We start from the raw sequence: 23347 nt of genomic DNA, 5'->3' as shown, positions 1-23347 counted from the left end.
TTCGATGTTTCCGCTGCTTCTGTCGCTGACGGCCGTGGCCACGGTCGCCTGCACCCACGGCGTCCCGTCCAGCGATACCGACGAGCAGGCGTCCACCGCCATGCCGGTGCCGGCGCCACCCGCGTGGCTGGACGATCTCGATCGACGTTACGACGGGCAACTGCGGGCGCAGGGGCTGGAAACACGCACTTTCTCCCCGGAACAATGGTGGGAGGCGGCGATGCCGCTGTTGGCGGAGGAGCGCGGCTTCGCCGTGGAAGCGGTCGGCAGCAGCGTGGAGGGACGCCCGCTCCGCCACGTCCACTGGGGGAACGGGCCGACCCGGGTGCTGCTGTGGTCGCAGATGCACGGGGACGAGAGCACCGCGTCGATGGCGCTGGCGGATCTGTTCCGCTTCCTCGGCGAACACCCCGATCACCCGGTGGTCGCGCGCCTGCGCGAGCGGACGTCGCTGCACTTCCTTCCGGTCATGAATCCCGACGGTGCGGCCCGCTTCCAGCGGCGCAATGCCCAGGGAATCGACCTGAACCGCGACGCCAGGGCGCTCGCCACCCCGGAAGCCCGCGCACTGAAGGCATTGCGGGACCGGCTGGAGCCTGCGTACGGGTTCAACCTGCACGACCAGGACCCTGGCTATCGCGCCGGCGACTCGGATCTCGGCACCGCGATCGCCCTGCTCGCGCCGCCGTTCGACGAAGGCCGCGGCGTGAACGAAGTCCGCGCACGCGCGATCGAGGTCGCCGCGGTGATCCGCATCGCCCTGGAACCCCGCATTCCCGGGCGCATCGCCCGCTGGGACGATACCTTCAACCCGCGCGCGTTCGGAGACCTGATGACGCAATGGGGCACCAGCACCATCCTGATCGAGTCCGGCGGCATCGAGGGCGATCCGGAGAAGCAGGCGCTGCGTCGGTTGAACTTCCTCGCGCTCGCGGCCGCGCTGGACGCGATCGCGGACGGCAGCCATGCCGGCACGCCGCACGCGCTCTACACCGGGCTTCCGGAAAACGGCCGGGTTTTCCCCGACCTCCTGATCCGGGGGGGCAACGTCGCCGCGCCGGGGCTCCCGCCGGTCCGGGCCGACGTGCTGGTCAACTTCGAGCATCCCTTGGCCGAACGCGGCGGAACCATCGCCGACATCGGCGACCTCGGATCGACGAAGGCGCGGCACACGCTGGACGCCTCCGACCTGTTCATCGTGCCGATGGAGGCGGCACCGGCGCCCGGCGCAGATCCACGTACGCCGACCGGCCTCGCGGTGGGCGCACCTGCCTATATCCACCTGAGCCGCGACGCGGCCGGCAGCGACATCATCTGGACGCTGGCCGGCGACGTCGACCCGAAGCGGCCGCGTCCCGACTGACGCTCGGAACCACTGCCCTACCTCGGGGAATCCAGACCACGGCCGACCATCGGCACGCGCGGCGACAAGTCTTCGCCTCGGCACGGGCGGCATCGATCATGCCTCACGGCCAGCCCCCGCATGGTCGTCATGACTCAGGCCGCGGCCTGACCCCGATCCGGCGCCGCGCCGGCGGGTTGCACCCCCTCGCCTTGCTGGGCATCCGGCCGTTGCCGCAGCAGGGCGGCGCACAACAGCGGCGCCACCACGAACATGCCGAGGAAGTAGCGCCCCTGGATTTCGAATATCGTGTGCACGCCCCAGAAAGCCAGGATCCACAGCACCGGCAGCCCGGCGAGCTGGGAGCCGTTGCGCCACAGGCGCACCGATGTCCAAAAGCAGGCCAGCAGTATCAGTGCCGTCAGGACACGATAGACACGGCTTTCCCAGGCGATCGCCTGATCGTAGCGGGCATCGATCCGTTCACGGTCGGGGCTTGCGTCGATGCGCTCGCGGATGTTGGGCGATTCGACCAGCCAGTAGAGCGCATAGGGCGGTGGGCTGACGATCTGCGGAAGCTTGCATTCCACCACCGACATCCAGTGGCCCAGCGGTCGTGCCAGCAGGCGGTCCCGGATCGCGATGGCCATCGGCTTGCCGAGATCCGCGCGTGCCGCGGATGCGGCCTCCACCGACCAGTATCCGCAGCCCTGCTCGCGCGAGTCGCCGGAAACCAGCAGCCCGCCGTACAGGGTAACCGCCGAACTGGTGCGGACGGCTTCCATGCGTCCGCTCGTCTTGCGCATCGCCATGTCGGCTGCAAAACCGAGCAACGTCCCGGCCAGCAAGACGCCGTAGACGCCTCGGACCAGAAATCCAGCACGGAACCGGGCGAACAGGCACGTCACGACCGCCATGCCGAGCAGTGCCCATAGGACGAGCGCGTACTGAGGCTTGGTCGACACGGCGAAGGCGACCGCCATGGTCGCCAGAGCCAGCCGCGTGGTCCGGCGCACGCCGATGCGCGGATCGAGCGCGAACCAAAGACCCAGCGCCAGCTGCGCTGCGGCGATCAGGTCGAGCTGGACGATGCCGAAGAACGGGGTGATCAGCAGGAGATAAGCGACCACCATCTGCGCCAGCCATCGCCAGCGCGTGGGGTCGACGCGATAGGCGAGGAATCCAAGCAGGCTCGCAGCCGGCAGATTGAGCGCCAGCGCCGACGCGACCGGAGACCATCCCAAGGCTTTCGGGATCGCGAGCAACCAGAGCGAAGCGCCGCCCCGCTCGTACCTGTCCGGCTCGCCGGCGGCGTACCAGTAGTGCAACCAATCGCTGTGCGGCTCCGGCTGCCACCACACCGCGAGCCAAACACCTACACCGACCACCAGCGCCCACTGCACCAGGGCGGCGGCAGTCCAGACGCGGTGGACACGCGTCAACGACGATCGTGGCTCATGCATGCATCGGATCCTGCTGCAGAAAACATGGCAACGAGCGCGCTCCGTTCCGCGCGGCCGCCCGTCGCGTCGCGTCCGATTGTAGCGGTTGCGGCTTTTTTTCGGCCTTGTATATGACGGTTGCGCTTCCGGCGATGTCCGCCGTCGGCCACATCCTTCGGCCGATCGCACTGACCCGCGACACACCGGTTCTAAGGCCGCACGGCGCCCGATACCGGCGCCCCGTGCAACATTCTCCGTAGGCCCTTACCATTGCCGCCCGCTCGGCTGGCTGCCGTGCAAGGGTGTTTGCTTGCTTGGCTCGCGACCACAGACAGAACCCCATGAGCATGACTGATCACGCCCGCCGTACCCCCGCCTCATCGTCGAGGCCGCTAGCCGGCATGCTGTTGGTCACACTGGTTCTGCTGGGCGTCAAGCTGGCTTGGCTCTGTATCGATCCCACCCTGAGGCTCTACCTCGGCGACTCGCTGACCTATCTGCAATCGGCGGCCCTGCTGACCGGCAGCGGCAGCCGATCCTTCCTGTACGGCTGGGCCTTGCACCTGCCGGTTGCCTGGCTGCATTCGCCGGTCGCGGTCATCGCCGTCCAGGGCACCTGGTCCCTGCTCAGTTGCCTGGGATTGTTCGTGTTCCTGCGCCAATCGCTGGGACTGGGATTCCGGCTGAGCGCGGCGCCGGCCGTGCTGCTGGCAACCGAACCCGCCCAGGTGTTCCTCGAGCGAATGGTCATGGCCGAAACGCTCGGGCTGCTTGCGTTCGTCGTCATGCTTCTGCTGTTGTCGCGCTATCTGGGATCGGGCCGCCTGCGCTGGTACTTCCTGGGCTGCCTCGCCGGCCTTGCCGCCGCCGCCTTCAGGATGAATTTCCTGCCAGTGGCGCTCGGCCTCGGGCTGGTCGTTCCACTGGTACGCGCGCTCCTGCCGCATAGCGGAACCGGCATGGGCCACCTGCAGAAGGCGCGCCACGTGGCACTGGCGCTGGCAATGCTGCTCGGCATCCATCTCGCCTACGTCCACCTGTACGGACATGCGGCGCAGCAGCCGCCGGGATACTTGGCCCACAGCGGCAGGATGCAGATCGGGCTGGTGGCACCGCTCATCCGCCCCGAGCACTTCGAGGGCACCGGGGTTTCCGGCAACACGCTAGACCGGGTGCGGATCCCGCTGGACGACCATTGGCAGCGCAGCCATCACATCTGGGACCAGGGCGGCTTGTGGTCTGTACTGGAGACGAGCAGCGAAAACCCCGAGCAGGTGGCCCGCACCATCACCCGGCGTGCGCTGCTCGACGATCCGGCCGGGCTGCTGAGAATCAATGTCGAAACGCTGGGCGGCTACTTCGACCAGACGAAAAGCCGCTGGAAGATGCTGGACGACAAGGGTGCGCGCATACCGGGCGAGGACGACCTGCGGCTCGTCAGGATCTGGATGGGCTGGGACGCGCGTGGGATAGAAAGCATGGAATCCCCAGCCCGGCGCTACTTCGCCGCATCGGGGGGGTGGCTCGTCACCTGCCTGCTGGCGCTGCCGCTGCTCGCGCTGATCACGTCGATCGCCGGTTGGCGCCAACCGCGCCGCGAGCAGTACCTCCTCCTGGGGTTGGCTTCACTGGGCCTGTTCGCCGGCCACCTGGTCTTCGCGCACATCATTTCCTACCGCTACATCCACCCATTCCCATGGTTCGTCCTAGCCAACGTGGCCGCGATCATCGGCCTGGTCATGACCCGTTGGCAGACGCGGATTCCGGCCCGGCCGGCGCCCGGTACCTGAGGTAGGCCAACGCTCGGAGTTCCTTGCGGCCCCTGGCGACCGAGTCGAGGATCAGGCCGACGGTCAGGGACAAGGCGGACAGGACGAGCAATGCTGCCGTCAGAATCGCGGTCGGGAACCGCGGCACCAGGCCGGTCTGTGCATAGGTCACCAGCAGCGGCACGGAGAGCACGAACGCCAGCACCAACAGTGCGATGCTGATCGTTCCGTAGAAGGCGACCGGGCGCTCGGTGGTGAACAGCACGAGAATCGTCCGCAGGATCCGGAACCCATCGCGCCAGGTGTTGAGCTTGCTGGCCGATCCCGCCGGGCGTTCCCGATAGGGTGTGGTGACTTCCGCGACCGGCATGTGGAGCTCCAGCGCGTGCACGGTCAACTCGGTCTCGATCTCGAAGCCGGACGATTGGCCGGGAAAGCTCTTGACGAAGCGTCGCGAGAACCCGCGGTAACCGGACAGGATGTCACGGCACGTAAAGCCGAACAGCCAGGCAAGGAACGCGGTCAGGACCCGGTTGCCGATCGCATGGCCCGGCCGGTAGGCGCCGCTTCCGGCCTCGTCGCGGACACCCACCACCATGTCATGGCCGGCCATCACCCGCTCCACCATCTGCGGCCCGTGCCCTGCCGAATAGGTGTCGTCGCCGTCGACCAGCAGGTAGACGTCGGCCTCGACATCGGCGAACAGGCGCCGCACGACATGGCCCTTGCCGCGGGTGGATACCCACCCCACCTGCGCGCCCGCGGCACGCGCAAGCCGGGCGGTGTCGTCCTCGGAGCCATTGTCGAAGACGTACACCGTGGCGCCGGGCAGGGCCTGCCTGAAATCGGCGACCACCTTCTCGACGGTCAGCGCCTCGTTGTAGCAGGGCACCAGGACCGCGATGCGGGGAACCGTCACGCCGGCATCATTCCGGAAGGCCGCCGCGCCGTCAGCCCAGCAGGTGGGCGACGCCGGCGCGCTCCTCTTCCAGCTCGGCCAGGGTCTTGTCGATGGACTTTCGGCTGAAGTCGTCGATCGGCAGGTCCCTGACGACGGTGTACTCGCCGTTCTGCGTGGTCACCGGCAGGCCGAAGATCACGCCCTCCGGGATGCCGTAGCTGCCGTCCGACGGCACGCCCATGGTGACCCACTTGCCGTCGCTGCCGAGCAGCCAGTCGCGGACGTGGTCGATCGCGGCGTTGGCGGCGGAGGCGGCCGAGGACAGGCCGCGCGCCTCGATGATCGCGGCTCCGCGCTTGCCGACCGTGGGGATGAAGGTGTTCGCGTTCCAGTCCTGGTCGTCGATCGCGCCGGCGACGGAGGCGCCGTCGGCCGTGGCGAAGCGGTAGTCCGGGTACATGGTCGGGCTGTGATTGCCCCAGACCACCAGCTTCTCGATGCCGCCGACCGGCTTTCCGAGCTTGGCCGACAGCTGGCTGAGCGCGCGGTTGTGGTCCAGGCGCAGCATCGCGGTGAAGTTCTTCGCCGGCAGGTCCGGGGCCGACTTCATGGCGATGTAGGCGTTGGTGTTGGCGGGGTTGCCCACCACCAGCACCTTGACGTCGCGGTCGGCGACCTTGTTCAGGGCCGCGCCCTGGGCGGTGAAGATCTTCGCGTTCTCCAGCAGCAGGTCCTTGCGCTCCATGCCCGGGCCGCGCGGGCGGGCGCCGACCAGCAGGGCGACGTCGGCGTCCTTGAACGCGACCTCGGGATCGTCGGTGCCGACCATGCCGGCCAGCAGCGGGAAGGCGCAGTCCTCCAGCTCCATCATCACGCCCTTGAGCGCGGCCTGGGCCTTGTCCATCGGCAGTTCCAGCAGCTGCAGGATCACCGGCTGGTCCTTGCCCAGCATCTCGCCGGAGGCGATGCGGAACAGCAGGGCGTAGCCGATCTGGCCGGCGGCGCCGGTGACGGCGACTCGGACGGGCGTCTTCATGGGAGTGTCCTCTCGTTCATTGGGGGATTGCATGGCTGGCGCCTAGTACACGCGGTAGCCGAGGGGCGTGAGCTTGCTGTCCAGCGCAGCGGTGTCGTAGCCCCGCACGACGTCCTGGCCGATCACGGTCACCGGCACGCCGCGCGTGCCCAGCGCCTGCATGGCGCGGTCGCCTTCCGGCGTGTCGACGTCGAGCACGCGGTAGCGGACGTTCGCCAGTTCGAAATCCTTCTGCTGCTTGCGGCAGTAGCCGCACCACTCGGCCGCGAGCATGACGATGCGGTCGTCGCCGGTGGCGTTGCGCGGATCGTCGGGATGCAGCTCGGCCTCGCCGGCGCCGCGGAAATGCAGCGCCGCGCCGACCAGCGCGAGCAGCATCGGGATCCACAGCGCGCGCATCGTCCGGCTTCCGGCTCAGGCCAGCTCGGCGAAGAATTCCCGGATGCGCTGCAGCCCTGGGGCGAGCTGTGGCGTCGGGCAGGTATAGCTGATCCGCAACGCGCGCGGTTCGCCGAACGCCGAGCCCGGTACGCAGGCGACGCCCTTGACGTCCAGCAGCGCGTTGCACAGGTCGATGTCGTTGGCGATCGGCGTTCCGCCGTGCGACTTGCCGAAGGCGACGCTGACGTCGGGGAACACGTAGAACGCGCCCTGCGGCTGCGGACAGACGACGCCCGGGATCTGCGCCAGCACCGCCATCACCTGGTCGCGCTTGGCCTGGAACTCGGCGCACTTCTGCCGCGGCACGTCCTGCGGTCCCGACAGCGCGGCCACGCCGGCGGCGCCGACGATCTCCGGCACGTTGGTGATGTGGTTGGAGTTGAGCGTGGTCACCGCCTGCGCCACCTCCTCGGGCCCGGCCATCAGGCCCAGGCGCCATCCCGGCATGCCGTAGGTCTTGGACAGCGAGTCGAGGAAGATGACGCGGTCGCGCAGCTCGGGGCGCGCATGCAGGAAATTGTGGTAGCCGACGCCGTCGAACACCATCCGGTTGTAGATGTCGTCGGTGATGACCCAGGTCTCGGGATACTTGACGATGACGTCCGCCAGCGCGGCGATCTCGTTCTTCGTGTAGACCATGCCGGTCGGGTTCGACGGGTTGTTGAACAGGAACACCCGCGGCTTCTTCGCCAGCGCGGCGTCGAGCTGCGCCGGGGTGAGCTTGTAGTCCTGTTCCGGCGGGCACGGCAGCAGTTGGATGTCGGCGTTGACGATCTCGCCGACATCGAGGTAGCTGGTCCAGTACGGCGTCGGGAAGGCGAAGCCGTCGCCCTCGTCCAGTAGCGCCTCGGCCAGGTTGTAGATCAGGTGCTTGGCGCCGACGCCGGTGGCGCAGTTGGCGCGGGTGTAGCCGGTCAGGCCGATCTCGGCCATGTGCGCGATGAAGGCGTCGAGCAGCGCATCGGCGCCGCGGTTGCTGCCGTACTGGCCGGAATCCTTGTCCAGCGCCTCGCGCGCGGCGGCGTAGACGTGCTCGCCCGGGAGGAAGTTCGGTACGCCGATCGAGAAACTGATGATGTCCCGCCCTTCCGCCTTCAACCGCTTGGCCTTCTCGGCGACCTGCATGATGGCGCTGGGCTTGGCGCGACCAATGCGCCGGGCAAGCTGGGGCATCGCGGAACCTCTCTCGGAGACGGACGGACGCGGGCAGACGGCGTCTGCTGCGGTGCGGAATTTTAGCATGCACTAGGCAGATCCTTCCGTCGCGCCGAAGCAGCACCGTCGCCACGGGCGGCATCCAGTGAATAGCCCCGCGCCACGCAGCCGTCGCAACCAGGCAAGCCCCGTCGCATGATGGCTCCGGGAGGGGTCGTCGGCTTCGGGAACGAGCGGCGCCCGGGCCGGGGCATGCTCCCCGGCTCGGTCCGCCATCCATGGCGGACTCGCCGCCGCAGGCCATCCATGGCCTGCTCTCCGCATCCCCCGGCCCGGGCGCCGCACCGGCGATTCGCTTTCGGATGCTCGGAAGCCCTCCCACCGAAGCCGATACGGGTTGGAGCGGGAGCCGTGCCGCGGGGATTGCGGAGAGCTGACCATGGATGGTCAGCGGCCCTGAGTCCGGCCATGGATGGCCGGACCGAAGGGCGGAGCAATCCCCGCGGCGCGGCTCCCGCCCCGCGCGCGACGAACCGAAGACGCTCTTGAGCTTTGGTAGCGAAACTCAAGGGCGAATTGGGGTCAAGCCGCCAGGATCTTGTTCCACTCCGCCACACGGTCGGCCTTGGCCGCCAGCACTGCGTCGGCATCGCCCTCGATCTTCACCGAACGGATGCCGTCGCCCTGCTTCACCGCGTCGACCACGTCCAGCCCCTCGGTGACCTTGCCGAACACGGTGTGCTTGCCGTCCAGCCAGTCGGTCTTGATGTGGGTGATGAAGAACTGGCTGCCGTTGGTGTCCGGGCCGGCGTTGGCCATCGACAGCACCCCGCGCTCGTGCCTGACACCGTTGCCGGTCTCGTCCTCGAACTTGTAGCCCGGGCCGCCACGGCCGGAGCCTTCCGGGCAGCCGCCCTGGATCATGAAGTCGGCGATCACCCGGTGGAAGCTCAGGCCGTCGTAGAAGCCGCGACGGGCCAGGTTGACGAAATTGGCCACGGTCAGCGGCGCCTTGTCGGCGTACAGCTCGGCCTTGATCTGGCCACGGTCGGTATCGAATACGGCATTCAGGGACATGGGATCCTCGCGGGGAAGTTGGTTCATCGGGGGACAGGCCGCCGATTCGACCGGGAGCCGGATTGCGGCAGCGCAACACGCTATAATACCCGGCTTCCTCCACTGCCCCTATCGCGCCCTGCCCTCCCCGCACCGGCGCGCCTCGCCCATGTCTGCACCCATGTCCATTGAACGCCTGCGCAACATCGCCATCGTCGCCCATGTCGACCACGGCAAGACCACCCTCGTCGACCAGCTGCTCAAGCAGTCGGGCACCCTGAACGAGCGCGCCGTGGTCCCCGACCGGGTGATGGACAGCAACGACCTGGAGAAGGAGCGCGGCATCACCATCCTCTCCAAGAACACCGCGATCCGCTGGACCGATCCGCAGGGCGAGACGTGGCGGATCAACATCGTCGATACCCCGGGCCACGCCGACTTCGGCGGCGAGGTCGAGCGCGTACTGTCGATGGTCGACTCGGTGCTGATCCTGGTCGACGCCATGGACGGGCCGATGCCGCAGACCCGCTTCGTCACCCAGAAGGCGTTCGCGATGGGCTTCAAGCCGATCGTGGTGGTCAACAAGGTCGACCGCCCCGGCGCGCGCCCGAGCTGGGTGCTGGACCAGACCTTCGACCTGTTCGACCGCCTCGGCGCCAACGACGACCAGCTCGATTTCCACACCGTCTACGCCTCCGGCCTGCAGGGCTACGCGGGCCTGACCGAGGACGTGCGCGAGGGCGACATGACGCCGCTGTTCGAGGCGATCTGCCAGCACGTCTCGCCACCGCCGGTCGATCCGGACGGCCCGTTCCAGATGCGCGTGACCTCGCTGGACTACAACAGCTACGTCGGCATCATCGGCGTCGGCCGCATCCAGCGCGGCACGATCAAGACCAACCAGCAGGTCACCGTGATCGACCGCGAAGGCAAGACCCGCAACGCCAAGGTGCTGCAGGTGCTCGGCTTCATGGGCCTGGAGCGCGTGGAAGTGCCGCAGGCGCAGGCCGGCGACATCATCGCCTTCAGCGGCATCGAGGGCCTCGGCATCTCCGACACGCTGTGCGCGCCGAACGCAGTCGAACAGCTGCCGGTGCTGACGGTGGACGAGCCGACCATCTCGATGACCTTCCAGGTCAACGACTCGCCGTTCGCCGGGGTCAAGGACCGCAGCGGCGGCAAGTTCCTGACCAGTCGCCAGCTGCGCGACCGCCTCACCCGCGAGACCCAGCACAACGTCGCGCTGAAGGTCGAGGACACCAGCGACGCCGACAAGTTCAAGGTGTCCGGCCGCGGCGAGCTGCACCTGTCGATCCTGATCGAGACCATGCGCCGCGAAGGCTACGAACTGGCGGTGTCGCGCCCGGAGGTGATCGTGCGCGAGGTCGACGGCGTCAAGCAGGAGCCCTACGAGCAGCTGGTCGTCGACATGGAGGAGCAGTTCCAGGGCGGCGTGATGGGCCGCCTGGGCGAACGCAAGGCGCAGTTGCAGAACATGGAACCGGACGGCAAGGGCCGCGTGCGCCTGGAGTTCATCATCCCGGCGCGCGGGCTGATCGGCTTCCAGACCGAGTTCCGCACCCTGACCGCCGGCACCGGGCTGCTGTTCCACGTGTTCGACCACTACGGCCCGCGCGCCGAGGGCGAAATCGGCCAGCGCATCAACGGCGTGCTGATCTCCAATGGCACCGGCCCCTCCCCCGCCTACGCGCAGATCGCGATGCAGGAGCGCGGCCGGCTCTTCATCGAGCCGGGCGAGGAGATCTACGAAGGCCAGATCGTCGGCATCAACTCCAAGGACAACGACCTCACGGTCAACGCGCTGCGCGGCAAGCAACTGACCAACTTCCGTGCCTCGGGCAAGGACCAGGACGAAGGCCTGATCCCGCCGGTCAAGCTGTCGCTGGAGCAGGCGCTGGAGTTCATCGACGACGACGAGCTGGTCGAGGTCACGCCCAAGCAGATCCGCCTGCGCAAGAAGCTGCGCACCGAGGTCGACCGCAAGCGCGCGAGCCGCGCCGCCTGAGACCCGTGCGGTGAGCGTCTTCGTCGCCTGGATGCCGGACGAGGATGCGCTGGACGCGCTGTCGGCGCTGTGCGCGTCGATCGCCGCAGCGTGGCCGCAGGCCGGCCGGTTCAAGTGGCGCGACCGGCGCCAGCTGCACATGACGCTGCGCTTCCTCCACCACGGCCTGCCGCCCGATCCTGGACCGCTGTACGCCAGGCTCGCGGAAGTCGCGGCGCGCACTCGGCGCATCGAAGTGGTCTTCGACCGCATCGAGGCCTGGCCGCGCGTGCTGGTGGCGCGGCCGGCGCCCGCTCCCGCGCTGGACCGCCTGTTCGCGGACATCGAGGCGGCAGCCACGGCATGCGGCGAGGTGCCGGAGCGCAGGGCCGCCGCGCCGCACGTCACCCTGGCCTATCCGGAACAGCGCGCGGCGACGTTGCCGGCTTTGCTCGGCACCGGCTCCGGCAGCCCGCCGCCGCTGCCGTTCACGACCTGCCTGGGGCGCATCGCCATCGCACAGACGGTGCCCGGCGGCTACGACACGCCGCACTGGTGGCCCTTGCAGGAAGAAGCGGCACCGCCGGATCCGCTCGCCTGAGCGTGCCGGACGTTCGCGGCCGGGCGAGCCGGCCTGCGCCTTCGAGCGCATGACCCGCGCGCAGGCCGCCGCGCTCCCCGCCACCGTGCCGCCGGCCGCGGGCGGGTGAACCGGTCAGGTCGCGGCGGGCGCGGCGATCTGGTTCTGCTTGTGCACGATCGCCATCGCGATCTCCAGCGCCTGCTCGTAGTTCAGGCGCGGATCGACGCTGGAGCGATAGGCGCGGGCCAGGTCGAGGTCCGTCAGGTCGCGGGCGCCGCCGGTGCACTCGGTGACGTCCTCGCCGGTCAGCTCCAGGTGCACGCCGCCCAGGCGGGTGCCGGCGGCCGCGTGCAGTTCGAACGCCTGCTCCACCTCGCTGCGGATCTTGTCGAAGCGACGGGTCTTGAAGCCGTTGCTGGTCGCCTCGGTATTGCCGTGCATCGGATCGCAGATCCACAGCACCCGGCGACCCTCGCGCTTGACCGCCTCGAGCAACGGCGGCAGCCGCTCGGCGATGCCGGACGCGCCCATGCGATGGATCAGGCTCAGCCGTCCCGGCTCGTCGTCGGGATTGAGCACCTCGATCAGGCGCAGCAGCTGGTCCGGCGTCACCGACGGGCCGACCTTGACCGCGATCGGATTGCGGATGCCGCGGAAGTACTCGGTATGCGCGCCGTCCAGCGCCGCCGTGCGCATGCCGATCCACGGGAAGTGCGTGCTCAGGTTGAACCAGCCCCACTGCCGCGGCACCTGCCGCGTCTGGGCTTCCTCGTACGGCAGCAGCAACGCTTCGTGCGAAGTGTAGAAATCCACCCGGTTGAGGTTGTAGACCTCGGTCCCCGACAGCGTCTCCATGAAGCGCACCGCGTCGCCGATGCTGGCGACCATGCGGTGATACTCGGCCGCCAGCGGCGAATGCCCGACCCAGCCCAGGTTCCAGTACTCGGGATGGTGCAGGTCGGCGAAGCCGCCGTCGATCAGCGAGCGGGTGAAGTTCATGGTCATCGCCGAGCGCGCATGCGCCTTGACCATGCGCCGCGGGTCCGGGATGCGCGCCTCGGGCGTGAACTCCGGGGCGTTGACCATGTCGCCGCGGTAGCTCGGCAGGGTCACGCCGTCGCGGGTCTCGGTATCGGCCGAGCGCGGCTTGGCGTATTGCCCGGCGAAGCGCCCCACCCGCACCACCGGCAGGCGCAGGCCGTGCACCAGCACCAGGCTCATCTGCAGCAGCACCTTGAGCCGGTTGGAGATCAGCTCCGAACTGCAATCGCTGAAGTTCTCCGCGCAATCGCCGCCCTGCAACAGGAAGCGCCGCCCTTCCTGCGCCTCGGCGAGCTGCTGCTTCAGGGCCAGGATCTCCCACGAGGTCACCAGGGGCGGCAGCGCCTGCAGCTCCTCCTGCACCGCCGCCAGCGCGGCCGGATCCGGATAGGTCGGCAGCTGCAGCGCCGGGCGCGCGCGCCAGCTGTCCGGCCGCCAGTCGGCGGGCAGGGTCACGGCACGGAGGTTGCGTTCGGACGGAGGCATGTTCGGATCCAGGCTCGGCCGATCATCATGCCAGACTGCTGCACCGCGTCAATTTCGTCTGCAACCGTCGCCGGCGCGGTTCAGGCGCGACGGCGGAAGCCGGCGTACAGCGCCCACGCACCGAGCAGGACGAACCAGACCAGGCTCCAGGCCGGCATCGACAGGCCCAGGAAGGTCCAGTCGACATCGCCGCAATCGCCGGTGCCGGTCAGCACCTTGCGGATCAGGCTGGTGGTCGACATCGTCTCGCGCAGGAAGTCCAGCGGCGGTCCGCAGGCCGGGATCTCCGGCGGAAACAGCTGCATCCAGGTGTGGCGGCCGGCGATGCCGATCCCGACGGCCGCGGCCAGGAATCCGAGCACGCCGTAGACGGCCCTGCCCGCCCGGCTCCGCGGCGCGTGCAGCCCGCCGAGCAGCAGCACGGCGCCGAGCGCGGCGAACGCGATGCGCTGGAAGATGCACAGCGGGCACGGCTCGAGCCCCCACTGCAGCTGCGAGAAGATCGCGAAGCCGATCAGCGCCGCGCAGATCGCGGCGCCGGCCAGCAACTGCGCACGGAAGGACCAGCGGAGGGGGTTGGATGGCATCGGCGCAAGATAGCAAAAACCCCGGCACGGAGGCCGGGGTTCTGCGAAGAACGTCGCGTGTGGCTTACTCGGCGTCGGCGGCCGCCTGCGGGCGGTCGACCAGCTCGACGTAGGCCATCGGCGCGTTGTCGCCATCGCGGAAACCGCACTTGAGGATGCGCAGGTACCCGCCCGGCCGCGCGCGGTAGCGCGGCCCCAGCTCGACGAACAGCTTGCCGACCGCTTCCTTGTCGCGCAGGCGGGCGAACGCCAGCCGCCGGTTGGCGACGCCGTCGTTCTTGCTGATGGTGATCAGCGGCTCGGCGACGCGACGCAGCTCCTTGGCCTTGGGCAGCGTGGTGCGGATCATCTCGTGCTTGAACAGGGACGCCGCCATGTTGCGGAACATCGCTTCGCGATGGGCGCTGGTGCGGTTGAATTTGCGTCCGGCTTTCTGGTGGCGCATGGTCGTGATTCCTGAATTTGTCTCGGATGGCGACGCCCAACGCGCGCCTCTCGAATTCTATGCCTGCCATCCATGGCGGAGCGGAACTGGCTTCGGATCGTCCTGCCCGGCCATCCATGGCCGGGCGTTCGCGACCGCAGCCGATGCCGATAGGGCATCGGCTAAGCGCGGTCGCTCACCCAAGCATCCCGTGCTGGGAGACGCCGGCCGGCGGCCAGTTCTCCAGCTTCATGCCGAGCGACAGCCCGCGCTGGGCGAGCACTTCCTTGATCTCGGTCAGCGACTTCTTGCCGAGGTTCGGGGTCTTGAGCAGCTCGACCTCGGTCTTCTGGATCAGGTCGCCGATGTAGTAGATGCTCTCGGCCTTGAGGCAGTTGGCCGAGCGCACGGTCAGCTCGAGATCGTCGATCGGGCGCAGCAGCAGCGGATCGACGCCCGCGGCCTGCTGCTTGGCGGCACCGCGGTCGCGGTTGGTGAAGTCGCCGAACACCGACAGCTGGTCGGTGAGGATGTCGGCGGCGGTGCGCACGGCCTCCTCGGCGTCGATCGTGCCGTTGGTCTCGATGTCGAGCACCAGCTTGTCGAGGTCGGTGCGCTGCTCGACGCGGGCGGCCTCGACCTCGTACGCGACGCGGCGCACCGGCGAGAACGACGCGTCCAGCATCAGCCGGCCGATGGCGCGGGTCTCCTCGTCCGGACGACGGCGCGCGGCGGCCGGCTGGTAGCCGAAGCCGCGCTCGATCTTCAGGCGCATGTTGACCGACGCATCCTTGGTCAGCGTGCAGATCACGTGGTCGCCGTTGAGGATCTCGACGTTGTGGTCGGTCTTGATGTCCGCCGCGGTGACCGTGCCCGGGCCCGATTTGGCCAGCGACAGCGTCGAGGACTCGCCGGTGCCCATGCGGATGGCGACGTCCTTCAGGTTCAGCAGCACTTCGAGCACGTCTTCCTGCAGGCCCTCGAGGGCGCTGTATTCGTGCAGCACGCCGTCGATCTCGACCTCGGTGATCGCGAAGCCCGGAATCGACGACAGCAGCACGCGGCGCAGCGCGTTGCCGAGCGTATGCCCGTAGCCGCGCTCCAGGGGTTCGATCACGACCTTGGCGCGATTGCCGGCGAGACGCTCGATCTGCGGAGCGCGCGGGCGCAGGACCTGGTTGGCAGTAACCGTCATTTTCTTGGCTTCTCCTCAAATGCCGTCGCGTGGGGGCGCGAGGGCCGTGGCGCGTTTGGAGCCCCCTTGGAACCGGGGGAGCCCAGCGCGGCTTGCGCGCGCTGGCGGGGGATTGCGAAAGGGGCGACCGGGACCGGCGGACCGGCTGCGGGCAGCCCTTCCGGCCTTACTTCGAATACAGCTCGACGATCAGCGCTTCGTTGATGTCGGACGGCAGGTCGCCGCGATCCGGCACCGACTTGAACACGCCGGCGAACTTCTTGGCGTCGACCTCGACCCAACCCGGCGACAGGTCCATCTGCGAGGACACGTCGAGCGCCTCCTGCACGCGCATCTGCTTCTGCGCACGCTCGGACAGCGCGATCGCGTCGCCGGCCTGGACCTGGTAGGACGGCAGGTTGACCGGCTTGCCGTTGACGGTGACGCCGCGGTGCGAGACCAACTGGCGCGCGGCCGGCCGGGTCACCGCGAAGCCCATGCGGTAGACGACGTTGTCCAGGCGAGTTTCCAGCAGCTGCAGCAGGTTCTCGCCGGTGTTGCCCTTCTTGGTCGAGGCCTTCTTGTAGTAGTTGCGGAACTGGCGCTCCAGCAGGCCGTAGATGCGCTTGACCTTCTGCTTCTCGCGCAGCTGGGTGGCGTAGTCGGACAGCTTGCTGCGGCGGGCGCCGGTGCCGGCGCCGTGCTGGCCGGGCTTCTGCTCCAGCTTGCACTTGGAGTCCAGCGCGCGCGTCGGGCTCTTGAGCGACAGGTCGGCGCCTTCGCGGCGGGCGAGCTTACAGGTGGGACCGATATAACGAGCCATATCTTCTCAGCTCCTCAGACGCGACGCTTTTTGGGAGGCCGGCACCCGTTGTGCGGGATCGGCGTCACGTCGATGATGTTGGTGATCTTGTAGCCGACGTTGTTCAACGAGCGCACCGCCGACTCGCGGCCCGGGCCGGGGCCCTTGATCCGCACTTCCAGCGACTTCACGCCGTAGTCGAGCGCGACCTTTCCGGCCTTCTCGGCGGCGACCTGCGCCGCGAACGGGGTCGACTTGCGCGAGCCGCGGAAACCCGCGCCGCCCGAGGTTGCCCACGACAGCGCGTTGCCCTGACGGTCGGTGATGGTGATGATGGTGTTGTTGAACGAAGCGTGGACGTGGGCGATGCCGTCGGTGACGACGCGCTTGATCTTCTTCTTGGTCTTGGCAGCCGGCTTGGCCATGGCGTTGTCCCCTTACTTCCGGATCGGCTTGCGCGGGCCCTTGCGGGTGCGCGCGTTGGTGCGGGTGCGCTGGCCTCGCAGCGGCAGACCGCGGCGATGGCGCAGGCCACGGTAGCTGCCCAGGTCCATCAGGCGCTTGATCGACATGCCGATCTCGCGACGCAGATCGCCCTCGACCACCAGCTTGCCGACCTCGGCGCGCAGGCGCTCGACTTCCGGCTCGGACAGGTCGACGATCCGGGTCGAGACCTCGACGCCGGCCGCTTGGCAGACCTGCTTGGAACGGGTACGGCCGATGCCGTAGATGCTTTGCAGCCCGACCCAGACATGCTTCTGGGCAGGCAAGTTGACGCCTGCGATACGCGCCATGAGGCGATCTCCAACTGGTTTGGCGGCCGGACCACTGGAATCCGGCGGAGTGAACACGAAATTGTAGCAGGGTCTCGGGTTCTCGGGAAGCCCCAGGTGGCGAACCACCGGGGCTCCGGCATGGGGAGTGTGCCCATGCTCCGGCGACGGACCGACGCTGACCGCGGCCCGGGATTGCCCGGTCCACGGCCGTCCCGCCACTCAGCGGGAACGGACGCCGGCCCACCCGCGCGCGAGACCGCCGCTCGGGTCGCCCATCTTCCCTCCCTGCGCTGTCGTCAGGGGGGTGTTGTGCTGCAGCCGCCGCTCCGGACGTGGGTCAGGGGCGGCGATCGATATTCAAGCTGCCATCCATGGTGCAACCGTACCGGCTTGCGGGTGGTCCGGCCCGGCCATCCTTTGGCCGGGCGCTCGCGCGGGCAGCGCGCGGCGGTGCCGCGCTAGCGTGCCCGCGCTCCTTGTCGGGGTTCCCCCCACAAGAGCCGGTGTTCTTGCCATCCATGGCGGAATTGCATTGGCTCCGGAGGGACCTGCCCGGCCATCCTTGGCCGGGCGCTCGCGCGGGCAGCGCGGCGGTGCCGCGCTAGCGTGCCCGCGCTCCTTGTCGGGGTTCCCCCCCACAAGAGCCGGTGTTCTTGCCATCCATGGCGGAACTGCATTGGCTCCGGAGGGACCTGCCCGGCCATCCTTGGCCGGGCGCTCGCGCGGGCAGCGCGGCGGTGCCGCGCTAGCGTGCCCGCGCTCCCCCCTTCAGGTTTGCCTTCTTGAGCAGGCTCTCGTACTGGTGCGACATCAGGTGCGCCTGGATCTGCGCGATGAAGTCCATCACCACGATCACCACGATCAGCAGCGAAGTGCCGCCGAAGTAGAACGAGGCCCCCAGCTGCGCACGCATGAACTCCGGCAGCAGGCAGACGATCACCAGGTACAGCGCACCGGCCGCGGTCAACCGCGTGAGCACGCTGTCGACGTAGTCCGCCGTGGCCTTGCCCGGCCGGATGCCCGGGATCAGCGCACCCGACTTCTTCAGGTTGTCCGCGGTCTCCTGGCTGTTGAACACCAGCGCCGTGTAGAAGAAGGCGAAGCCGGCGATCAGGCCGCCGTAGAGCAGGATATACAGGGGTTCGCCCGGCGACAGCGCCTGCGCTGCGCGCTGCAGCCACATGGCCGAACCGGCCTGGCCGAACCAGGTCGAGATCGTGGCCGGGAACATGATGATCGACGAGGCGAAGATCGCCGGGATCACGCCGGCCATGTTCAGCTTCAGCGGCAGGAACGAGGTCTGGTTCATGTACGCGTTGCGGCCGCCCTGGCGGCGCGCGTAGTTGACCGTGATCCGGCGCTGGCCGCGCTCGATGAACACCACGAAGAAGATGAAGGCGAGCACGATGACGCCGATCATGATCACCGCGATCGGGCTGATGTCGCCGTTGCGCGCCTGCTCCAGCGTGCTGAAGATCGCGCTCGGCAGCCCGGAGACGATGCCGGCGAAGATGATCAGCGACACGCCGTTGCCGACGCCGCGCTCGGTCACCTGCTCGCCCAGCCACACCAGGAACATGGTACCGGCGGTGAGCGCGACGATCGCGGTCAGCACGAAGCCCATCCCCGGCGCGTACACCACCTGGATGCCGTTGCTGGCGCCCGAGCCCTGCAGCGCGACGGCGATGCCCGCCGACTGGAAGATCGCCAGCGGGATCGCGCCGATGCGCGACCACTGGGTGATCTTGCGTCGCCCGGATTCGCCCTCCTTCTGGATCGCCTTCAGGCTGGGCACGATCTGCACCATCAGCTGCATGACGATCGACGCCGAGATGTACGGGATCACGTTCAGCGCGAACAGGCTGAAGCGCTCCAGCGCGCCGCCGGAGAACATGTTGAACATGTCGACGATGGTGCCCTGCTGCTGCTCCATCAGCCGCAGCATCGCCTCCGGATTCACGCCCGGAACGGGGATGTAGCAGCCGATGCGATAGACCAGCAGCGCACCGAGCACGAACAGCAGCCGCTGGCGCAGCTCGGTGAACTTGCCGAGGCCCGCGCCCACGCCGCCCATTGCGCTACCGCTGCGTGACATTCGATGCTCCGATGTGACGATCTATCTGCACGCTCAAAAACCCTTCACTCGAAAAACAATGGCTGCCATCCATGGCGCGACTACACCGGCTCCGGGCCGTCCCGCCCGTCCATCCATGGCCGGGCGCTCGCCGGCGCGGCGCGGCGGTGCCGCGCCAAGCTTACGCCGGCTCGCCCTCGACCTTGCCGCCGGCGGCCTCGATCGCCGCGCGCGCGCCGGCCGTGGCCAGCACGCCCTTGAGCACGAGCGCCTTCGAGATCTCGCCCTTCTTGACGATCTTGGCGCGCTTGGCGGTGCTCGGTACCAGCTTGGCGGCGCGCAGCGCGGCGAAATCGACCTCGCCGTCCAGCCTGTCCAGGTTGTAGAGCATCACTTCGGCGGTGTCGTTCTTCAGCTTCGAACGGAAGCCGATCTTCGGCAGGCGCATGTGCATCGGCATCTGGCCGCCTTCGAAGCCGGCCTTGATCTTGCCCTTGCCCGCGCGCGCGAACGAACCCTTGTGGCCGCGGCCCGCGGTCTTGCCGAGGCCGGAGCCGATGCCGCGACCGACGCGCTTGCGGTCTTCGCGCGCGCCGTCGGCCGGCTTGAGTGTATTCATACGCATGTTCGTTACTCCTCGACCCGGACCAGGTAGTGGACCTTGTTGATCAGGCCGCGCACCTGCGGGCTGTCCTTCAGTTCGCGGACGTCGTTGAGCTTGTTGAGGCCCAGCGCCTTCACAGACAGCCGATGGCGCGCCTGGGTTCCGCGCAAGCCCTTGACCAGGCGCACCTTGACGGTGCCGCCGTTGGATTCCTGCTTAGCCATGGAGAACGTCCTCCACCTTCTTGCCGCGCTTGGCCGCGATCTTGCCCGGCGAGTGCATCCCCTCCAGCCCCCGGACCGTGGCACGGACCAGGTTGATGGGATTGCGCGAGCCGACCGCCTTGGCCAGCACGTCCTTGACGCCGACCGCCTCGAGCACGGCGCGCATGGCGCCGCCGGCGATCACGCCGGTTCCCTCGGAGGCCGGCTGCATGAACACGCGCGCGGCGCCGTGGCCGGCCTTGACGGTGTGCCACAGGGTGCCGCCGTTGAGCTCGACGCTGCTCATGTTCTTGCGGGCGTACTCCATCGACTTCTGGATCGCGACCGGCACTTCGCGCGCCTTGCCGTAGCCGAAGCCGACCTTGCCGTTGCCGTCGCCCACCACCGTCAGCGCGGTGAAGGTGAACTGGCGGCCGCCCTTGACGGTCTTGCTGACGCGGTTGACCGCGATCAGCTTCTCGACCATGCCGTCGTCCATCTCCTCGCGGTCGCGGTTGCGGTCGCGCCCTCGGGATTCACGTTGTTCTGCCATTGCCATATCTCGGTAGTTGAAGGAATTTGCGGCGTGGCCGCTTATCGTTGTGGTGTGGTGCGGATGTTTCGCAGCGACGGACGAATCGTCGTTGCGCCCGGCGCAGCGCGCGCCGGCAGGTGGATCTCAGGAACGCATCAGAACTGCAGGCCACCCTCGCGCGCGGCTTCGGCCAGCGCCTTGATCCGGCCGTGGTAGCGGTAGCCGGAGCGGTCGAAAGCGACCTTCTCGACGCCGGCCGCCTTCGCCTTCTCCGCGATGGCGCGACCGACCTTGGCGGCGGCCTCGATGTTCTTGTTGCTCTTCAGGCCGTCGCGCACGTCGGCCTGGGTGGTGCTGGCCGAGGCCAGCACCTTGGAGCCGTCCGCGCTGAACAGCTGCGCGTAGACATGCTGGCCGGTGCGCAGCACCGACAGGCGCGGCGTGCCGACTTCGCGAATGCGCGCGCGGGTGGACTTGGCGCGGCGCAGGCGGGCGATCTTCTTTTCCATGGTCTTTCTCCGAGGCGGATCGACGAACTACGCCTTCTTGGCCTCTTTGCGGATGATGTTTTCACCGGCGTACTTCACGCCCTTGCCCTTGTAGGGCTCCGGCGGACGGTAGCCGCGGATCTTGGCGGCAACCTGGCCGACGCGCTGCTTGTCGGCGCCGCTGACCACGATCTCGGTCTGGGTCGGCGTGACGATGTTGATGCCCTCCGGCGCGGAGAACACCACCGGGTGCGAAAAGCCGAGCGAGAGGTTCAGGTCCTTGCCCTGCATCGAGGCACGGTAGCCGACGCCGACCAGCTCGAGCTTGCGCTCGAAGCCTTCCGAGACGCCGTGGACCATATTGGCCAGGATCGCCCGCAGCGTGCCGGTCATGGCCATGCGCGACGGCTCCCGGGGCGAGAGCACCGCGGTGCCGTCCTCGACGGAGACATCGACCCCGTCCGGACGCGCGATCGACAGCGTGCCCTTCGGGCCCTTGGCGCTGATGGAATCGGCCTGGATGTTCAGTTCGACGCCCTTGGGCAGGGCGATCGGCTTCTTGGCGACGCGAGACATTGTCCGTTCTCCCTTATGCCACGAAGCACAGGACCTCGCCGCCGACGCCCTGCTGGCGCGCCTGCGAGTCGGTCATGATGCCCTTGGACGTGGAAATGATGGCGATGCCGAGGCCGTTGAGGACCTTCGGCAGCTCGTCCTTGCCGCGGTACTGGCGCAGGCCCGAGCGCGAGACGCGCTTGAGGTTCTCGATCACCGGGCGGCCTTCGTAGTACTTCAGCTCGATCTCGAGCTCGGCCTTGGCGCCGTTCTCGGTCACGCGCCACTCGCCGATGTAACCCTCGTCCTTCAGCACCTTGGCGATCGCCGCCTTGGTCTTGGACGACGGCATCTTCACCGACGGCTTGCCGACCGCGGCCGCATTTCGAATGCGGACCAGCATGTCGGCGATGGGATCAGTCATGCTCATTGTATGGAACCTTTTGAGTGCACCGATATCCGCGGGATTGCGAATTCGTTTGAGAGCCGGGATTGTGATTCGTGATTGGTGACTCGAAGGAGCAAAGGCGCTTCTGCGAGTCACCAATCACGTTTCACGAATCACGGTATTTCTTACCAGCTGGCCTTGCGCAGCCCCGGGACGTCGCCGCGCATGGTCGCTTCGCGCAGCTTGTTGCGGCCCAGGCCGAACTTGCTGTACACCGCGCGCGGGCGGCCGGTCAGGGCGCAGCGGGTGGTCAGGCGCGACGGCGAGGAGTCGCGCGGCAGCTTCTGCAGCTTCACCGCGGCGTCCATCTTCTCCTCGTAGCTCGCCGACTCGCTGCTGATGATCTTCTTCAGCGCGTCGCGCTTGGCGGCGTGCTGCTTCACCAGTTTGGCCCGCTTGATCTCGCGGTTGACCATGGAGGTCTTAGCCATGTGTATATCCTCGGGATTAGGGATTGGGGATTGGGGATTTCGTAAGAGCAGGACCCGGCGAGCTGTTGCTCTTCCGACTCCCGAATCTCGAATCCCGAATCCCTGCTCTCAATTGCGGAACGGGAAGCGGAACGCCTCGAGCAGCGCCTTCGCCTCCGCATCCGTCTTCGCGGTGGTGGTGATGGCGATGTCCATGCCGCGGATCGCGTCGACCTGGTCGAAGTCGATCTCCGGGAAGATGATCTGCTCCTTCACGCCCATGTTGTAGTTGCCGCGACCGTCGAACGAGCGGCCGGAGACGCCGCGGAAGTCGCGCACGCGCGGCAGCGAGACGTTGACCAGGCGGTCGAGGAACTCGTACATCCGGTTGCGGCGCAGGGTCACCTTGCAGCCGATCGGCCAGCCGTCGCGGATCTTGAACGACGCCACCGAGACCCGCGACTTGGTGATCTGCGGCTTCTGGCCGGAGATCTTCGCCATGTCGCCGGTCGCGTTCTCGAGGATCTTCTTGTTGGCCGCGGCCTCGCCCACGCCCATGTTGAGCGTGATCTTCTGCACCTTCGGCACCTGCATCGGATTGGTGTAGCCGAACTGCTTCATCAGCTTCGGCACCACTTCATCCTTGTAGAACTTTTCCAGACGGGTCATTTCTGCATTCCTCAGGCGTCGATCGCCTCACCGCTGGAGCGGAACACCCGGATCCGGCGTCCATCCTCCAGCACCTTGGTACCGATGCGCTCGCCCTTGCCGGAGGCAGGATTGAACGGCATCACGTTGGACACATGGATCGGCGCCTCGCGCTCGATCACCCCGCCGGGCTGGTTGGCCTGCGGGTTGGGCTTGGTATGGCGCTTGACGACGTTGACGTTCGACACGACGACCTTGTCGCCGAGCACGCGCACCACGTCGCCCTTCTTGCCCTTGTCCTTGCCGGCGACCACGATGACCTGGTCGCCCTTCTTGATTCTGTTCATAACTTCGGTCTCTGT

At 68.0% G+C, this 23347-nt stretch carries 27 protein-coding genes; 4 read left to right on the top strand and 23 right to left on the bottom strand.

The genetic code is table 11. The features are described 5' to 3' along the window. Positions 1-4: 4 nt before the first annotated feature. Positions 5-1363: a M14 family zinc carboxypeptidase gene (locus U3649_RS08030; RefSeq protein WP_407354315.1), complete on the top strand. Its 1359-nt coding sequence runs from the start codon at positions 5-7 to the stop codon at positions 1361-1363. A gap of 134 nt (positions 1364-1497) precedes the next feature. On the opposite strand, the gene U3649_RS08025 is transcribed toward U3649_RS08030, so the two are convergent. Beyond that, a complete protein-coding gene (locus U3649_RS08025) occupies positions 1498-2805 on the bottom strand; it encodes a hypothetical protein (protein WP_407354314.1) in 1308 nt (435 codons plus the stop codon). Positions 2806-3185: 380 nt separating this feature from the next. On the opposite strand from U3649_RS08025, the gene U3649_RS08020 reads away from it, so the two are divergent. After that, positions 3186-4574: a hypothetical protein gene (locus tag U3649_RS08020; RefSeq protein WP_407354313.1), complete on the top strand. Its 1389-nt coding sequence runs from the start codon at positions 3186-3188 to the stop codon at positions 4572-4574. Here U3649_RS08020 and U3649_RS08015 read toward each other — a convergent pair. From U3649_RS08015 to U3649_RS07995, 5 genes are all read right to left on the bottom strand, one after another. Then, entirely contained in the window at positions 4522-5472 is a 951-nt protein-coding gene (locus U3649_RS08015; protein ID WP_407354312.1) for a glycosyltransferase family 2 protein, read from the bottom strand. The genes U3649_RS08020 and U3649_RS08015 overlap by 53 nt on opposite strands. 31 nt (positions 5473-5503) lie before the next feature. Further along, positions 5504-6490: a malate dehydrogenase gene (locus tag U3649_RS08010; protein WP_407354311.1), complete on the bottom strand. Its 987-nt coding sequence runs from the start codon at positions 6488-6490 to the stop codon at positions 5504-5506. Positions 6491-6532: 42 nt separating this feature from the next. Beyond that, positions 6533-6889 carry a glutaredoxin family protein gene (locus U3649_RS08005; RefSeq protein WP_407354310.1) on the bottom strand — a complete coding sequence of 119 codons (357 nt, stop codon included), beginning with the start codon at positions 6887-6889 and terminating at the stop codon, positions 6533-6535. A gap of 15 nt (positions 6890-6904) precedes the next feature. Next, positions 6905-8104: a pyridoxal phosphate-dependent aminotransferase gene (locus U3649_RS08000; RefSeq protein ID WP_407354309.1), complete on the bottom strand. Its 1200-nt coding sequence runs from the start codon at positions 8102-8104 to the stop codon at positions 6905-6907. A 564-nt stretch (positions 8105-8668) separates the two neighbouring features. Further along, positions 8669-9163 (bottom strand): peptidylprolyl isomerase, encoded by a 495-nt coding sequence (locus U3649_RS07995; RefSeq protein ID WP_407354308.1) that lies wholly within the window; start codon positions 9161-9163, stop codon positions 8669-8671. A 160-nt stretch (positions 9164-9323) separates the two neighbouring features. Here U3649_RS07995 and typA point away from each other — a divergent pair, with 160 nt between their 5' ends. Continuing rightward, positions 9324-11168, top strand: a complete 1845-nt coding sequence (typA, locus tag U3649_RS07990) for a translational GTPase TypA (protein ID WP_407354307.1) — start codon at positions 9324-9326, stop codon at positions 11166-11168. A gap of 10 nt (positions 11169-11178) precedes the next feature. Then, positions 11179-11748 (top strand): 2'-5' RNA ligase family protein, encoded by a 570-nt coding sequence (locus U3649_RS07985; RefSeq protein WP_407354306.1) that lies wholly within the window; start codon positions 11179-11181, stop codon positions 11746-11748. A 114-nt stretch (positions 11749-11862) separates the two neighbouring features. Here the strand turns inward: U3649_RS07985 and U3649_RS07980 are convergent, their stop codons facing one another. From U3649_RS07980 to rplX, 17 genes are all read right to left on the bottom strand, one after another. Further along, on the bottom strand, positions 11863-13257 hold the full coding sequence (locus tag U3649_RS07980; RefSeq protein ID WP_407354305.1) for a class II 3-deoxy-7-phosphoheptulonate synthase: 1395 nt from the start codon (positions 13255-13257) through the stop codon (positions 11863-11865). A gap of 80 nt (positions 13258-13337) precedes the next feature. Further along, a complete protein-coding gene (locus tag U3649_RS07975) occupies positions 13338-13844 on the bottom strand; it encodes a disulfide bond formation protein B (RefSeq protein ID WP_407354304.1) in 507 nt (168 codons plus the stop codon). Positions 13845-13908: 64 nt separating this feature from the next. After that, on the bottom strand, positions 13909-14289 hold the full coding sequence (gene rplQ / locus U3649_RS07970) for a 50S ribosomal protein L17 (RefSeq protein ID WP_407354303.1): 381 nt from the start codon (positions 14287-14289) through the stop codon (positions 13909-13911). Positions 14290-14464: 175 nt separating this feature from the next. After that, positions 14465-15463 carry a DNA-directed RNA polymerase subunit alpha gene (locus tag U3649_RS07965; RefSeq protein WP_407354302.1) on the bottom strand — a complete coding sequence of 333 codons (999 nt, stop codon included), beginning with the start codon at positions 15461-15463 and terminating at the stop codon, positions 14465-14467. Between the two features lie 166 nt (positions 15464-15629). Beyond that, positions 15630-16265, bottom strand: a complete 636-nt coding sequence (gene rpsD / locus U3649_RS07960; protein WP_407354301.1) for a 30S ribosomal protein S4 — start codon at positions 16263-16265, stop codon at positions 15630-15632. 14 nt (positions 16266-16279) lie between these two features. Next, the gene (gene rpsK, locus U3649_RS07955; protein WP_149196012.1) at positions 16280-16669 is read right to left on the bottom strand and encodes a 30S ribosomal protein S11; all 390 of its coding nucleotides are present in this window, start codon (positions 16667-16669) and stop codon (positions 16280-16282) included. Between the two features lie 12 nt (positions 16670-16681). Then, entirely contained in the window at positions 16682-17038 is a 357-nt protein-coding gene (gene rpsM, locus U3649_RS07950) for a 30S ribosomal protein S13 (protein WP_407354300.1), read from the bottom strand. A 727-nt stretch (positions 17039-17765) separates the two neighbouring features. After that, a complete protein-coding gene (gene secY, locus U3649_RS07945) occupies positions 17766-19094 on the bottom strand; it encodes a preprotein translocase subunit SecY (RefSeq protein WP_407354574.1) in 1329 nt (442 codons plus the stop codon). A gap of 181 nt (positions 19095-19275) precedes the next feature. Then, entirely contained in the window at positions 19276-19719 is a 444-nt protein-coding gene (rplO, locus tag U3649_RS07940; protein ID WP_407354299.1) for a 50S ribosomal protein L15, read from the bottom strand. A gap of 5 nt (positions 19720-19724) precedes the next feature. Continuing rightward, positions 19725-19922: a 50S ribosomal protein L30 gene (gene rpmD, locus U3649_RS07935; RefSeq protein WP_407354298.1), complete on the bottom strand. Its 198-nt coding sequence runs from the start codon at positions 19920-19922 to the stop codon at positions 19725-19727. Continuing rightward, the gene (gene rpsE / locus U3649_RS07930; RefSeq protein ID WP_407354297.1) at positions 19915-20454 is read right to left on the bottom strand and encodes a 30S ribosomal protein S5; all 540 of its coding nucleotides are present in this window, start codon (positions 20452-20454) and stop codon (positions 19915-19917) included. The genes rpmD and rpsE overlap by 8 nt, the downstream gene beginning before the upstream one ends. 137 nt (positions 20455-20591) lie before the next feature. Continuing rightward, positions 20592-20945, bottom strand: coding sequence for a 50S ribosomal protein L18 (gene rplR / locus U3649_RS07925; RefSeq protein WP_149196007.1), 354 nt, complete (start codon positions 20943-20945; stop codon positions 20592-20594). Between the two features lie 27 nt (positions 20946-20972). Continuing rightward, complete coding sequence (gene rplF / locus U3649_RS07920) at positions 20973-21500, bottom strand: 50S ribosomal protein L6 (RefSeq protein ID WP_407354296.1); 528 nt, start codon at positions 21498-21500, stop codon at positions 20973-20975. Positions 21501-21513: 13 nt separating this feature from the next. Further along, positions 21514-21909 carry a 30S ribosomal protein S8 gene (gene rpsH, locus U3649_RS07915; RefSeq protein WP_407354295.1) on the bottom strand — a complete coding sequence of 132 codons (396 nt, stop codon included), beginning with the start codon at positions 21907-21909 and terminating at the stop codon, positions 21514-21516. A 143-nt stretch (positions 21910-22052) separates the two neighbouring features. Continuing rightward, positions 22053-22358 carry a 30S ribosomal protein S14 gene (rpsN, locus tag U3649_RS07910; RefSeq protein WP_407354294.1) on the bottom strand — a complete coding sequence of 102 codons (306 nt, stop codon included), beginning with the start codon at positions 22356-22358 and terminating at the stop codon, positions 22053-22055. Positions 22359-22466: 108 nt separating this feature from the next. Further along, a complete protein-coding gene (gene rplE, locus U3649_RS07905; protein WP_407354293.1) occupies positions 22467-23006 on the bottom strand; it encodes a 50S ribosomal protein L5 in 540 nt (179 codons plus the stop codon). 11 nt (positions 23007-23017) lie between these two features. After that, entirely contained in the window at positions 23018-23332 is a 315-nt protein-coding gene (rplX, locus tag U3649_RS07900) for a 50S ribosomal protein L24 (RefSeq protein ID WP_407354292.1), read from the bottom strand. Positions 23333-23347: the final 15 nt, after the last annotated feature.

This window comes from Luteimonas sp. R10, from assembly GCF_045689605.1.
GTDB lineage: Bacteria > Pseudomonadota > Gammaproteobacteria > Xanthomonadales > Xanthomonadaceae > Luteimonas.
This window is presented reverse-complemented; position numbering and strand designations above follow the sequence as displayed.